Consider the following 13,015-nt stretch of genomic DNA (forward strand, 5'->3'; position numbering starts at 1 on the left):
AAATTTAATACAATTAACACTTTTGGTGATAAGTTTATACAAACTTTAAGCCAAAGAAAGTTATTTCTTTACGCCTAATTATGAGATTTTTAAGCTTTATTAGTTCCGTTTCCCTAGTGTCTTTCTCCTTACTCTTTGAGGTTTCAGAAAGTTGGGCTCAAAATGTTCAAACAGATGGGAGAACTGGCAATTCTATCACAACAGCGGTGCCTTTTTTATTGATTGGCCCCGACTCAAGAGCGGGTGGAATGGGCGATGCCGGAGGAGCAACAAGTCCAGATGTGAGCTCAATGCATTGGAACCCTGCCAAATATGCCTTTTGTGAAAGAAAGGCAGGAGTAGGTTTAGATTACAGTCCATGGCTTCGTTCGTTGGGTATTCAGGATATTACATTGGCCTATTTATCGGGATATTATAAAATTGATGATCAACAAACTTTGGCATCCTCAATTCGTTATTTTTCACTGGGGGAATTAACTTTTACTGATAACACCGGTCAAGCGTATGGTCAGTACAGTCCTAATGAATATGCAATAGATGCATCCTATATCCGTAAGCTGAGTGAATACTTTTCGATGGCTATCGCAGCTAGGTTCATTCATTCGAATCTAGGTTCCGGAAATATCAGCACGATCGACTATAACCCTGGAAGTGCCTTTGCTTGTGATGTTGCTGTTTACTATAATAAGGATGTTTCGCTTTTTAATACGGATGCCAATGTTGCCTGGGGAGCCAATATTTCTAATATCGGAACAAAGATGCAGTATGGTACTGAAAAAAACTTTCTGCCTACTAACCTAAGACTTTCCGGCGCTACTACATTTAAATTTAACGAAGCAAATTCATTAAGCCTTACGTTAGATATGAATAAGCTTTTGGTGCCCACCAACCCGATTTATGATGATCAAGGAAATATTATAGTAGGTGAAGATCCTGATAAAACTGTACCTGAAGGTATTTTCGGTTCCTTTAGTGATGCACCCGGCGGATTTAAAGAAGAATTGCAGGAAATTAATTTTGCAACCGGTTTAGAATATTGGTATAATGATATAATCGCTCTTCGAACAGGCTACTTCTATGAAAACCCATACAAAGGAAACAGACAATATGTAACATTGGGAGCAGGTTTAAAGTATGAAGATCTTTGTTTTGACTTCTCTTATTTGATTCCGGGTAAACAAAACAACCCTCTCGAGAAAACATTAAGGTTTTCTTTGCTCTTTAACTTCGGAAGGAAAAAATCATAGAATTCTATGAAATAAAAAAAGCCAACCGAGGAAAGTTGGCTTTGGGATACTGTAATGTTTGTTTTACCACTGGTAGATGTGAGAAATGTAACATTCAAAATCAATCTGTTTCAAATCTAGCTAGTTAATAAGTTTGGTAGAGTATTTTTTTTCACAAAATGACTTTTTTGTCATTTTGGTCGTTTAAGGAGTTGATTGTAAATTTATTATAGACGTAATTTGCAAATTCGTATAATTCGTTTAAATGGAGCTTATATAAATAAATCTAATTATGCTCAATACTGATTTTGATTATCTGGAAACCACTGATGCCAAGTTTAGGTTAAGGATTGCTTTGGAAATAAAACGGGCCCGTGAAGTGAAGCGCCTTAGCCAAAAGGATTTCTATGAGCTTACAGGAATCAATATTGCCAGGGTTGAAACAGGGAAACAACATCTTTCTGTTAAAACACTTCGAACAATATGCTATACATTGGATATTTCAATGGGAGGGCTTTTTAATTGTATCAGAATCTGAAATAAAAACAAAAGGGGAAATCACTACACTCCCCCCCTTTTTTGTTAAGCAGCTGACATTAACACTTATTTGTAAAGTAAATCAAACTCGATTGTAATTTCATTACCTGTTTTCAAAAACTCCAATAAAATAGTTGGGGGTTGCACCGCGAAATCAAGCATTTTTATTTCTTTCGTTCCTTTAATCCTAATTGAGTTGTTAGCTGTTTCAGCTGTAACTTTTACCGGAAGTTCTTTTCTTACGCCATGAATAGTAACAATTGCAATAGCATCTATAACCGCTTTTGGTCCGATGATATTAATTGCTTTAACCTGTTTTAATGATATTGTTATCTCAGAATATTTGTCAGCTTCTAGGGAACTCCAAATACGGCCATCCATTACATCATCATAATAAGCTCCCTTTTCATCAATGCTTCGAATCGATTTTGAAGAGATCTTCAAACTTAAACTTTGGATAGTTTTAAAGCTGGATTTATCTGTTAATGCAATTAAGTCTCCTGATTTGTTATCACATTGCGCTGTCCAGTCATGAACACTTGAGGTGCCATGTATTAGTACCTTGCTTTCTTTAGCAGAAAGTTTTAGCGCAGGCTGTTGGGCGTAAGAATTAAGAGAAGTTAGTAAGAAAGCGATTAAGGTGATGAGTGTGAATTTGTGCATAATTACTATTGATTATTATTGTTCTACAAAAGACCCAATAATTACCTAATAGTATTATGATGTAAATCATAGTTATTTTGCCAGCTTTTTTGAAGATGAGTTTTGGAGTAATAAAAAACCGGCTTACTTCCCAGTAAGCCGGCATCCAATCCAATGTATATGAAGAAAATACTGTTCTTTTTGACATCACAAATGTCATGTTACTATATTAATTGAGTGTTAAATTCTCGTAATAATGTTATGATTTTTTAGATTACTTAATATTTCATATAAACAGTTGCATATAAAAAACTGATTGATTAATTCACAAATGGTTTTTATTCCAGTTTATTCTGTTGTCTATGTCCAAATTTTAAATAGTTCATAGGATGGATGTGAATATTTAAAACTTTTAAGCGGTTAATATTTTTTATACAGATTGTTAAGAATCATTTTGGTCGAATCGGTAACAACAGGACCAATATCGGTTTGTATAAAATGTCTTTTAAATGCTATTACCGCAGCATTTGAATCTCGGGTGTCGTATCCTATTATGTGTAATGCTTGTTTAATATTAAAACCTGTAGGTACGGTATCTAAAGGCAACGAATACCAAAGTCCATATCCTTTGTCGGCGAGTTTTTTCCATGGAAATAATTCACTTGGGTCGGGTTTACGAACTGGGGCAATATCTGCGTGGCCGATAAAATTGGCTGCTGGAATATTATAGGTTTTCTTAAGTTTTTCCAGCAAAATTAACAAACTATTAATTTGAGCTTCTGAAAATGGTTCTTTGCCATTATTGTCCAATTCGATACCGATTGACGTTGAGTTGATATCTGTACAAGCTCCCCAACGAGCATTGCCCGCATGCCAGGCACGTAAATAATCATTTAGCATATGAACCACTTTTCCATCCTTGCTAACAACATAATGGGCACTCACCTGAGTTTTAGTAAGAGTAAAGGTTTTTATGGTTTGCGCCAATGAATCTTGCGCCGTATGGTGGATAATTACATAATTAGGTTTACGTAGATTAAAATTTACTGTAGAGATCCATTCTGATGAAGGAATTGAATCAGATGCAAATGGTTCTGTTTGTTTTAATGTTTTTATTAAGGCTTTAAGTTGTTGTTTATATGCTTTTTTACTTTCGGCATATTTATCCGAGCAGGAAGCTATCAGCAATAACGTAGTTAAAAGAAATAAGTATTTGTAATGGTCGAATTTCATATGAAATAAGTATTTGATCTGAAATTAGTGATTAGAATTAACAGAAGAAATCAGGGAGCAATAGGTATTTGAGATACTTTAAGTCCTATTTAAAACTAGCATATAAAAATGGCCCGCTATTTGAGCGAGCCAAATCTTTTTAAAGTTGCTTTATTATTCTGCTAATAAATCAAGGAAATGATTTACGCGCTCAATGGTTTCTTCTTTACCAATTAAAGCAGCAATATCGAATACTGCTGGTCCAAATTTTCCACCCACCAGCATAATTCTAAAGGGCAGCATCACATCGCCAATTTTTAATCCTTTTTCAGCGGCCAATGCCTTAAACTCATTTTCTAGATCAGTTGAATTCCAGGCTGGAGATTGTGAAAAGGCTACTGTTAACGCTTTGAAGAAATCAGTTTTATCCTGATTCCATTTAGGTTTTACTGCATCTGTATCAAATTCATACGGACGACGGAAAAAGAAAGATGCCTGTTGCCAGAAATCGGAGATCAAAACGCAACGTTCTTTTACAAGGGCAATAACACTGTCAAGATAATTCTCATCAGAAATCACAATACCATTGTTGTCCAACACCTCATTAAATAGTGTTCTTAAGTCAGTAATAGAAGTTCGTTTTATCCATTCGGCGTTATACCATTTGGCTTTTTCAAAATCAAACTTGGCTCCTGCTTTGCTCACTCGTTCAATTGAAAACTTTTTAATCATTTCTTCCAATGAAAAAACCTCCTGATCAGTTCCATCGTTCCAGCCAAGCATTACCAATAAGTTAATGAAAGCCTCAGGCATAAATCCTAATTCTCTAAAACCTTTAGTTAGGTCGCCAGTTTTAGGGTCGGTCCAGTTCATGGCGTAAACTGGAAATCCCAAACGATCTCCATCGCGTTTACTTAATTTGCCATTTCCATCTGGTTTTAAAATCAATGGTAAATGCGCCCATTGAGGCATATCGGCTTCCCATCCAAGATATTTCCATAATAAAATATGAACAGGAGCAGATGGTAACCACTCTTCACCACGAAACGCATGTGAAATCTTCATCAAATAGTCATCTACAACCACAGCTAAGTGATAAGTAGGCATTCCGTCGGCTTTTAACAATACTTTGTCGTCAACCAGGTTCGTGTCGAAACTTACCTCAGCGCGAATCATATCGTTAAAGGTGACAGTTTCGTTTTTAGGCATCTTGATCCGCACAACATGAGGTGTGCCTTGTTCTATTAATCGCTTAACCTCATCGGCAGGAAGCGACAATGAGTTGCGCATTTCATGACGATAATCGTGACCATATTGGAAATTCGGGATTGTTTCTCTTTTTGCAGTAAGCTCTTCAGGAGTGTCAAACGCATAATAAGCATAACCGCTATTAACCAACTGTTCGGCGTACTGACGATAAATGGGTTTTCGTTCACTTTGGCGATAAGGGCTGAAAGGACCGCCCTGTTGCGGACCTTCATCAGGATTTAACCCGCACCATTTCAAACACTCAACAATGTATTCTTCAGCACCCTCCACATAACGGGTTTGATCGGTATCTTCAATACGTAATACAAACTCACCATTATGGTGTTTGGCAAATAAATAATTAAACAAAACAGTGCGTACACCACCAAGGTGCAGCCCTCCGGTTGGACTCGGAGCAAAGCGAACTCGTACTTTAGTAGCCATAAAATTTTCGGGGATAAAAGAATTGATAAAATTTAGTTCATCTTTCAATTCTAAATCGGCGCAAATATACCTTAAATTATCCTCACGCCGTTTTAATCAAAGAGACAATTTGAGGCATATTCCTCACAATTATTCATTTTAAAATGGTAGTTCGGGTAGGTTTTGTAATTTGGCATTAATGAGAATGGATGTATACAGCCAAAAAAGGCGCTGGAAATTACTGTTACTACTTTTTGCTCTTTCAATAGGCGTTATGTCGTTGATGTATACGAACTATTTGGTACGGTCGATGGCTGAAAGCGAACGACGCAATGCTGAACTATGGGCCTTAAGTACCAAGCTTAAGATTGAAGCGGAAGATGAACACTTTCTGGATTTCTTAACGGAGATTCAGAATAAGTATACGCAGATCCCAGCCATAATTGCCGATACGCACGATAAGATTTTGGCCTACAAAGAGCTGGATTCATTAAAAACAAATAACCCAAATGACAAGAGCCGCAGTTATGATCCTAAATACTTTACAGAGCAATTAGCAATAATGAAGGAGCAGCATGTTCCTATAATTATTTCCATTGGCAGTGGTGATGAGTTGTATGTTTATTATAAAGATTCGGAATTGCTTACTTCATTAAAGTATTATCCATATAGGCAACTAACCGGTATAACAGTGTTCTTAATACTTGCGTACCTGGCATTTAGTTCGTCTAGACGCTCGGAACAAAACCAGGTTTGGGTAGGAATGGCTAAGGAAACAGCCCATCAACTAGGAACCCCAATATCTTCAATCATGGCATGGATTGAACTTTTAAAAGAAAAGTATGGAGAAAAAGACGTGGAATTGCTCGATGAGATGGAAAATGATGTCACGCGTTTGCAAATTATTGCTGATCGATTTTCTAAAATCGGCTCTGCTCCAGTTTTAGAAAAACACAATGTGAAGGAGGTGGTTCGTAATTTTATCGATTATCTCGAAAAACGGATTTCCAAAAAAATTAAGTTTGAGGTAAATGGCGATCCAGTTGGGGCTGAGCTCAGTGTGCCTTTATTTGAATGGGTGATTGAAAATTTATGCAAAAACGCAGTGAATGCAATTGGGACTAATGAAGGGAAAATTTCATTGAACGTGTCTCAAAACAAAACCCATGTTTATATTGATATTACTGATACAGGAATGGGAATTCCAAAGTCGAAGTTTGAAACGGTTTTTCAACCTGGATACACCACTCGCAAGCGTGGTTGGGGTCTTGGCCTTTCGTTAACACGCCGTATCGTTGAAAATTATCACAAGGGACAGGTTTTTGTTAAGGATTCGGAGCTTGGCAAAGGAACCACCTTTAGAGTGATATTAAACGCAGGTCGTGAAAAACCTACAGCTTAAATCCTCCAAGTGTTTCTTATTTTTGCAACCCTGGGTTAATAATATAGGTATTGATGGAACAACTAATAGAACTGAAAATTGATAATATCGACTTACTCCCTAATGCAGCAAAACAACTCATTAGTTTTGCGAACTCTGACCGCGTGATTATTTTCAATGGAGATTTGGGAGCAGGGAAAACCACTTTTATAAAAGATATTTGTAAAGAGTTGGGCGTAGACGAAATCGTTTCAAGTCCTACTTTTTCGTTAGTTAATCAATATGATGGGAATGAATTCATTGTTTATCATTTTGATTTTTACAGGTTGAAAAATGAAATGGAAGCTTTTGACATGGGTTATGAAGAGTATTTCTATAGCGGAAATTATTGTTTTGTAGAATGGCCTTCAAAAATTCCCAATCTACTTCCTGAACAATATACCGAAGTAATAATCAAAGAGCAGGAAAATGGTGTCCGAAATATCCAATTTATTAAGCATGGGCGGTAGTTGTGCGCTAATTTTCATTGTTTAATAGATCAATTGTCGTTCAATAGGGTATTATTGCTTTCAATATTAATCTCCGAACTATTATTTTACTATTTTTGATGTTAGGGTTAATTTATATTTAGAGATAATTGATGAGTTCAACATCCATGCAGGGGTTTAGTGAAGTGGCCAAACAGGCACTTTTGCAACCACAAGAGTCATTGCTGAAGCTTAAGCAAAAGAAACAAGAATTAGTTATTGCTATCCCCAAAGAAACGTCTTTTCAGGAAAAACGAATTGCAATTACCCCGTCTTCTGTTGAAGTGCTGGTAAATAATGGTCACGAAGTGCATGTGGAGGCCGGAGCTGGCGAAGGAGCGCGATTTTCGGATAAAAAGTATAGTGATGCAGGCGCCCAGATCATTTATGACCGCAAAACGTTGTTTCAGTCTGATGTTTTAATGAAGGTGGCCCCACCTTCAATGGCTGAGATCGAACTCATGAAACCCGGACAAACCTTAATTTCAGCCTTAAACGTATCGAGCCTTAAAGTTGAAACTGTCAAAGCCTTGGTAGCAAAGAAAATAACTGCGCTTGGATATGAATATATGAAGGACGATGACGGTAGTTATATGGTCGTTCGTTCAATGAGTGAAATTGTGGGAAACACAGCTATCCTTATCGCAGCCGAATACCTTAGCAATAGTAAACATGGCAAGGGTATGATGTTTGGTGGGGTAACCGGTATTCCTTCTACCGAAGTTGTGATCTTAGGAGCAGGAACAGTAGGTGAATTTGCAGCAAGAGCAGCGCTTTCCTTAGGTTGTGAAGTTAAAGTATTCGACGACTCGTTGTATCGTTTGCGTCGTTTGCAAGGCAATCTTAATCAGCGTGTATTTACATCTGTAATTCAGCCCAAAGTTTTATTAAAAGCATTAAAAACCTGTGATGTGGCCATTGGAGCGATCAGAGCTAAAAACGGATCTGTTCCTTGCGTGGTTAATGCCGAAATGGTTGGACAAATGCCTGCCGATTCGGTAATTATTGATGTAAGCATTGATCAGGGTGGTTGCTTCGAAACATCGCATGTCACCAATCATGATGTGCCGGTATTTATGAAAAATAATGTTATTCATTATTGTGTTCCAAATATTGCTTCTAGAGTAGCCCGGACGGCCTCCTATGCATTAACCAATATTTTCACCCCGATTTTGTTGGATCTTGGCGATCATGGAGGTATCAAAAACTTGCTCTGGAGCAGACCAGGGGTTCGACATGGCGTTTATATTTATCAGGGCCATTTAACCAATAAATATATGGCCGAACATTTTAATATTCCATTTAAAGACCTTGATTTATTAGTTGCTGCTCAAGTTTAATCATTGAAATTGACGAAGGAATTTTTTGCATTACCCCTTATTGCATTATTTTTCAGTGGTCCCGGATTTTGTCAGGATGTACCTCAGAATAAATATGGACTGAAAGTAGTTGCCAATATTGGTTTGTATCAGCAACAGGTGAACAATGACTCGGCAAAGGCATTGATAGAGATTCAAAAAGAAATCCCCAACATTGCTTTGGATATACGTTATGCATCAACCAATAATTTTATGCACGAAAAGATGTATAATCTAGCCAAAGCTTATACCCGCTTACCAGTTTTGAGTGCACTGAAAAATGTGCAGAAAGAATTAAATGAAAAGGGTTTGGGTCTTAAAATTTTTGATGCATATCGTCCGTATACTATCACAGTTGCATTTTATGAAAAGCAGAAAGACTCGATATTTGTGGCTACACCATGGAAAGGCTCACGCCATAATCGTGGATGTGCCATCGATCTAACAATTATCAATCTTAAAAATGGTAAAGAACTGGAAATGCCCACGCCATTTGATGATTTTACCGAGAAAGCCAATACTGATTATCCTCATCTTCCTAAAAAAGTTATTGAAAACAGGCAGTTGTTAAAAGACATAATGACAAAAAATGGATTTACCGCTTATAAAGATGAGTGGTGGCATTTTGATTTTAACGGCTGGAAGGAGTTTGACGTAACAGATATTAGTTTTGAAGATCTACAGCGGCTTCAAACACTCAATTAATGCTGATGCCAAAAGTTCTATATCATTAATTGAGTGAGTGCTATTGATTACTGCCCGGGTAATTGGTTCACTTTGGGGCTGTGGATAAGGGAATGAGGATAGAACAATTTTCTGCTTTAACAGGTGCTCATAAACCTTTTTGTTATTAATAAAATAAACGGGTAGGCCATCTGAATAATACACAGTTTTATTGGTCCGAATTTGATTGCTGAAATGAGTAATTAACTTTTTTAAGCGCTCTCTCGCATCACTATAAATTCCGTTAGCATGTAAAAAAGCATACAAATAGGCAGGAGTAGTCGGAGAGCTCCCTCCGAAAAGCCCATCAAATTTTATTTTATTTATCCGAGATACATTGCCTGCAATCACTCCTGCTGGAATACCCATAGCTTTTCCCAATGATGATATCATAATTCGCTCGATGTTTGGACCTTTGGGAAGAAGTGGCCAATAGCCTTCTCCTTTCTCTCCTATTACGCCGAAACCATGCGAATCGTCAATCACAATTATCAGGTTTAAATCGTTTGGTAATTCATGAAGCCAGGATAGATCGTACCGCCTTGCGTGTAAGATATCAACGGTGTTGATGAAAATTACGGCCTCCGGAAATTTATGTGTATGAAGCTCTGAAAGAACCTGTACGGACCATTGTTCATACGAATAGTTTCGGGATGGATGGTTTAAAGGCTTTAATGCCGGGTGAATTCCAGGGGCAATAAACAAGTGAGCATGATCTTCAAACTGACGTAAAACCATTTGTCCTGCTAACATACCTGAAGAAACAGTGAGCGCTTTTTCTGAACCAATTATTTCTGCCAATCTGTTCTCCGCAGTTTCGAATATATCCAGAGCAACGTTGCCTATGCGTGAACTGCCAAAGTTGTTTCCATACAGTTCAAAACCTTCTATTAGATAATTTCTGAATTCGGTATTGTGAGCAATTCCTAAATAAGAGGTGCCCGCAAAAACCAGGTGCTCCTCATTATTTAATAAGGCATTACGACCGTTATAACCCGATATGTTAAGACTGTTGAACATATTTTCGAAAATAGTAATCTTCTTAATAAGAAAAGATTAACTTAATAGTTAATAAGTAACATCTACCAGTTACCAATTTACAACTATAATCTACTGCTACCTATGCTTGTTAAAACCTTCGGCAGCACCGTCTTCGGTGTTCAGGCCATTACAATTACTGTTGAAGTCAATGTTACTGCAGGAACCAAATATTTCATTGTTGGGCTACCAGATAATGCGGTTAAAGAAAGTTATCAGCGTATTGAGGCCGCAATAAAGAATACGGATTTTCATTTACCCAGGATGAAAATTGTGGTGAATATGGCTCCGGCTGATATTCGGAAGGAGGGTTCAGCCTATGATTTAACAATAGCTACTGGGATTTTGGCTGCCTCAGGGCAAATTGTCGATGCCGACGTTGTGGGGCAATATGTTATTATGGGGGAGCTTTCGTTGGATGGAGGTGTTCAACCTATAAAAGGGGCATTACCTATAGCCATCCAAGCTAAAAAAGAAGGATTCAAAGGAATAATTCTACCTAAGCAAAACGCAAGGGAGGCTGCCATTGTTAGTGATTTGGATGTTTATGGTGTTGAAACCATAGTTGAAGTAGTTGACTTACTAAACGGAAATACTGCATTAGAGCCAGTTAAGGTAAATACCAGAGAAGAGTTTTTTAATAACATCAATAACTACGAGTTCGACTTTTCGGATGTGAAAGGTCAGGAAAACATAAAGCGTGCTTTAGAAATTGCTGCTGCCGGTGGTCACAATTTAATATTGATTGGCCCTCCCGGAGCTGGTAAAACGATGCTTGCTAAACGTCTACCAACCATTCTTCCTCCATTAAGTTTATATGAGGCTTTAGAAACCACTAAGATTCATTCAGTTGCCGGTAAATTAAAAGCAAGCGATTCGCTGTTAACAATACGACCGTTCAGGTCTCCGCATCATACGGTTTCAGATGTCGCACTTGTCGGCGGAGGCGGTAATCCACAGCCGGGAGAAATCTCTCTTGCGCATAATGGTGTTTTATTTTTGGATGAGCTTCCTGAATTTAAAAGAACTGTTCTTGAGGTTATGAGGCAGCCATTAGAAGAGCGAAGAGTTACTATTTCCCGGGCAAAGATCTCTGTTGACTATCCTGCGAGTTTTATGCTCGTGGCATCTATGAACCCTTGTCCTTGTGGTTTTTATAACCACCCTGAAAAGGAATGTGTTTGTGCCCCAGGAGTAGTCCAGAAGTACTTGAGCAAAATTTCAGGACCATTGCTCGACCGAATAGATATTCATGTAGAGGTAACCCCTGTTTCATTTAAGGAACTTTCTGGTGAACGATTGACTGAGAAAAGCTCGATTATTCGCGATCGGGTTATAGTTGCGCGAGATCTTCAGCACCTAAGATTTGAAGGGAAAAAAGAGGTGTACTGCAATGCACAAATGAGTTCTAAAACCGTTAGAGAGGTGTGCAAAATTAGTGAAGAAGGTCAACAATTGCTTAAAACAGCCATGGAACGACTAGGTTTATCGGCACGTGCTTATGACAGGATTCTAAAAGTAGCAAGAACAATAGCCGATTTAGCAAATTCGGATGATATTAAAGTAGAACATTTGGCAGAAGCTATACAATTTAGAAGTTTAGATCGGGATGGCTGGGCTGGGTGATCTTGAATCATAGTTTTTTAGTATTAAATCGAATTCTTTTCAAACAATTAGGCCTGAAAAAGTGTTTTTTCTACTGTTTTGGTAACAAAAATAATAAGTACCGCTATAATTTACTTTATTAACTTAGAACCTCTAACCAACATTATTATCATGAGAAAAACTATTCTTTCAATGTTAGTACTTGCTGCAATGGCAATTACCAATTTAGGTGCTATGGCTCAGGGCGTTAAAATGCCTGCTCCAAGCCCAACTCAAACAATTAAGCAAGATTTTGCGCTTTCATCAATTGAAATTACCTACTCTCGTCCGGGTGTAAAGGGACGTAAAGTTTTTGGTGACCTTGTTCCTTATGATAAGTTATGGAGAACAGGTGCAAACGCAGCCACTAAAGTAACCTTTGGCGAGGATGTGAAAGTGAATGGAATTGCTGTGCCTGCAGGTGACTATGTTTTATACACCATCCCAGCAGCGAAAGGTGAATGGGAAGTAATTCTTAACAAGGGCTTAAAAAATTGGGGAATTGATGGCTATAAAAAAGAAGAAGATGTTGCTCGATTCAAAGCCAAAACGCGCACTTTGCCTTTCAGCGTAGAAACTTTTACAATGACCATTGATAATATAAAGCCTAACTCGGCTGATATAGATTTGATGTGGGACAATCTTGAGGTGTATTTTACAGTCACAGCTGATATTGATGCTAAAATCATCACTTCAATTGATGAAGCGATGAAAGGTGAGAAAAAGCCATATTTCCAGGCTGCTGCATACTATTATGAAACCGGTCGTGATTTGAAACAAGCACTTGCCTGGTCAGACGAGGCGATTAAAGCGCAACCTGATGCATTTTGGATCATGCATTTAAAAGCTAAGATTCAATATAAAATGAACGACTTTAAAGGCGCTATTGCAACAGCGGAGCAATCAAAAACAGTAGCAGCCAAAGCCAATAATAACGATTATGTTGCTTTAAACGACAAGTTAATTGCCGAGGCAAAAGGAAAATAAATTGTAATAATCTAATAATAATACTAGAGAGGGCCGGGTCTTAACACCCGGCCCTCTCTAGTATTAGGA

12 protein-coding genes are annotated in these 13,015 nt (G+C 37.8%); 8 read left to right on the top strand and 4 right to left on the bottom strand.

Annotated features, from left to right (window positions below):
- Window positions 1-80 precede the first annotated feature (80 nt).
- Window positions 81-1,247 (top strand): type IX secretion system outer membrane channel protein PorV, encoded by a 1,167-nt coding sequence (gene porV / locus NF867_RS08055; protein WP_252587302.1) that lies wholly within the window; start codon window positions 81-83, stop codon window positions 1,245-1,247.
- 271 nt (window positions 1,248-1,518) lie between these two features.
- Window positions 1,519-1,764 carry a helix-turn-helix domain-containing protein gene (locus NF867_RS08060; protein WP_252587303.1) on the top strand — a complete coding sequence of 82 codons (246 nt, stop codon included), beginning with the start codon at window positions 1,519-1,521 and terminating at the stop codon, window positions 1,762-1,764.
- A 65-nt stretch (window positions 1,765-1,829) separates the two neighbouring features.
- On the opposite strand, the gene NF867_RS08065 is transcribed toward NF867_RS08060, so the two are convergent.
- From NF867_RS08065 to gltX, 3 genes are all read right to left on the bottom strand, one after another.
- Window positions 1,830-2,426: a YceI family protein gene (locus NF867_RS08065; protein WP_252587304.1), complete on the bottom strand. Its 597-nt coding sequence runs from the start codon at window positions 2,424-2,426 to the stop codon at window positions 1,830-1,832.
- A 399-nt stretch (window positions 2,427-2,825) separates the two neighbouring features.
- Entirely contained in the window at window positions 2,826-3,638 is an 813-nt protein-coding gene (locus NF867_RS08070) for an N-acetylmuramoyl-L-alanine amidase (RefSeq protein ID WP_252587305.1), read from the bottom strand.
- Window positions 3,639-3,791: 153 nt separating this feature from the next.
- Window positions 3,792-5,309, bottom strand: a complete 1,518-nt coding sequence (gene gltX, locus NF867_RS08075) for a glutamate--tRNA ligase (protein ID WP_252587306.1) — start codon at window positions 5,307-5,309, stop codon at window positions 3,792-3,794.
- Between the two features lie 184 nt (window positions 5,310-5,493).
- On the opposite strand from gltX, the gene NF867_RS08080 reads away from it, so the two are divergent.
- From NF867_RS08080 to NF867_RS08095, 4 genes are all read left to right on the top strand, one after another.
- On the top strand, window positions 5,494-6,690 hold the full coding sequence (locus NF867_RS08080; RefSeq protein WP_252587307.1) for a sensor histidine kinase: 1,197 nt from the start codon (window positions 5,494-5,496) through the stop codon (window positions 6,688-6,690).
- 53 nt (window positions 6,691-6,743) lie between these two features.
- Window positions 6,744-7,178, top strand: a complete 435-nt coding sequence (tsaE, locus tag NF867_RS08085; protein ID WP_252587308.1) for a tRNA (adenosine(37)-N6)-threonylcarbamoyltransferase complex ATPase subunit type 1 TsaE — start codon at window positions 6,744-6,746, stop codon at window positions 7,176-7,178.
- 131 nt (window positions 7,179-7,309) lie between these two features.
- Window positions 7,310-8,536: an alanine dehydrogenase gene (locus NF867_RS08090; RefSeq protein WP_252587309.1), complete on the top strand. Its 1,227-nt coding sequence runs from the start codon at window positions 7,310-7,312 to the stop codon at window positions 8,534-8,536.
- Window positions 8,537-8,545: 9 nt separating this feature from the next.
- Window positions 8,546-9,259 (top strand): M15 family metallopeptidase, encoded by a 714-nt coding sequence (locus NF867_RS08095; protein ID WP_252587310.1) that lies wholly within the window; start codon window positions 8,546-8,548, stop codon window positions 9,257-9,259.
- On the opposite strand, the gene NF867_RS08100 is transcribed toward NF867_RS08095, so the two are convergent.
- Window positions 9,233-10,297 (bottom strand): aminotransferase class I/II-fold pyridoxal phosphate-dependent enzyme, encoded by a 1,065-nt coding sequence (locus NF867_RS08100; RefSeq protein ID WP_252587311.1) that lies wholly within the window; start codon window positions 10,295-10,297, stop codon window positions 9,233-9,235. The two genes, NF867_RS08095 and NF867_RS08100, sit on opposite strands and share 27 nt — an antisense overlap.
- A gap of 102 nt (window positions 10,298-10,399) precedes the next feature.
- On the opposite strand from NF867_RS08100, the gene NF867_RS08105 reads away from it, so the two are divergent.
- Both NF867_RS08105 and NF867_RS08110 read left to right on the top strand, forming a co-directional pair.
- Window positions 10,400-11,941 (top strand): YifB family Mg chelatase-like AAA ATPase, encoded by a 1,542-nt coding sequence (locus tag NF867_RS08105; protein WP_252587312.1) that lies wholly within the window; start codon window positions 10,400-10,402, stop codon window positions 11,939-11,941.
- A gap of 150 nt (window positions 11,942-12,091) precedes the next feature.
- The gene (locus tag NF867_RS08110) at window positions 12,092-12,946 is read left to right on the top strand and encodes a DUF2911 domain-containing protein (RefSeq protein WP_252587313.1); all 855 of its coding nucleotides are present in this window, start codon (window positions 12,092-12,094) and stop codon (window positions 12,944-12,946) included.
- The last annotated feature ends 69 nt before the right edge of the window (window positions 12,947-13,015 follow it).

This window comes from Solitalea agri, assembly GCF_023914155.1.
GTDB lineage: Bacteria > Bacteroidota > Bacteroidia > Sphingobacteriales > Sphingobacteriaceae > Solitalea > Solitalea agri.

Bases quoted from the DNA above. Each gene is read 5' to 3' on its own strand.
- NF867_RS08065 (WP_252587304.1), bottom strand. From the start codon at position 2,426: ATGCACAAATTCACACTCATCACCTTAATCGCTTTCTTACTAACTTCT.
- NF867_RS08070 (WP_252587305.1), bottom strand. From the start codon at position 3,638: ATGAAATTCGACCATTACAAATACTTATTTCTTTTAACTACGTTATTG.
- tsaE (WP_252587308.1), top strand. From the start codon at position 6,744: ATGGAACAACTAATAGAACTGAAAATTGATAATATCGACTTACTCCCT.
- NF867_RS08080 (WP_252587307.1), top strand. From the start codon at position 5,494: ATGGATGTATACAGCCAAAAAAGGCGCTGGAAATTACTGTTACTACTT.
- NF867_RS08110 (WP_252587313.1), top strand. From the start codon at position 12,092: ATGAGAAAAACTATTCTTTCAATGTTAGTACTTGCTGCAATGGCAATT.
- gltX (WP_252587306.1), bottom strand. From the start codon at position 5,309: ATGGCTACTAAAGTACGAGTTCGCTTTGCTCCGAGTCCAACCGGAGGG.
- NF867_RS08060 (WP_252587303.1), top strand. From the start codon at position 1,519: ATGCTCAATACTGATTTTGATTATCTGGAAACCACTGATGCCAAGTTT.
- NF867_RS08100 (WP_252587311.1), bottom strand. From the start codon at position 10,297: ATGTTCAACAGTCTTAACATATCGGGTTATAACGGTCGTAATGCCTTA.
- porV (WP_252587302.1), top strand. From the start codon at position 81: ATGAGATTTTTAAGCTTTATTAGTTCCGTTTCCCTAGTGTCTTTCTCC.
- NF867_RS08090 (WP_252587309.1), top strand. From the start codon at position 7,310: ATGAGTTCAACATCCATGCAGGGGTTTAGTGAAGTGGCCAAACAGGCA.
- NF867_RS08105 (WP_252587312.1), top strand. From the start codon at position 10,400: ATGCTTGTTAAAACCTTCGGCAGCACCGTCTTCGGTGTTCAGGCCATT.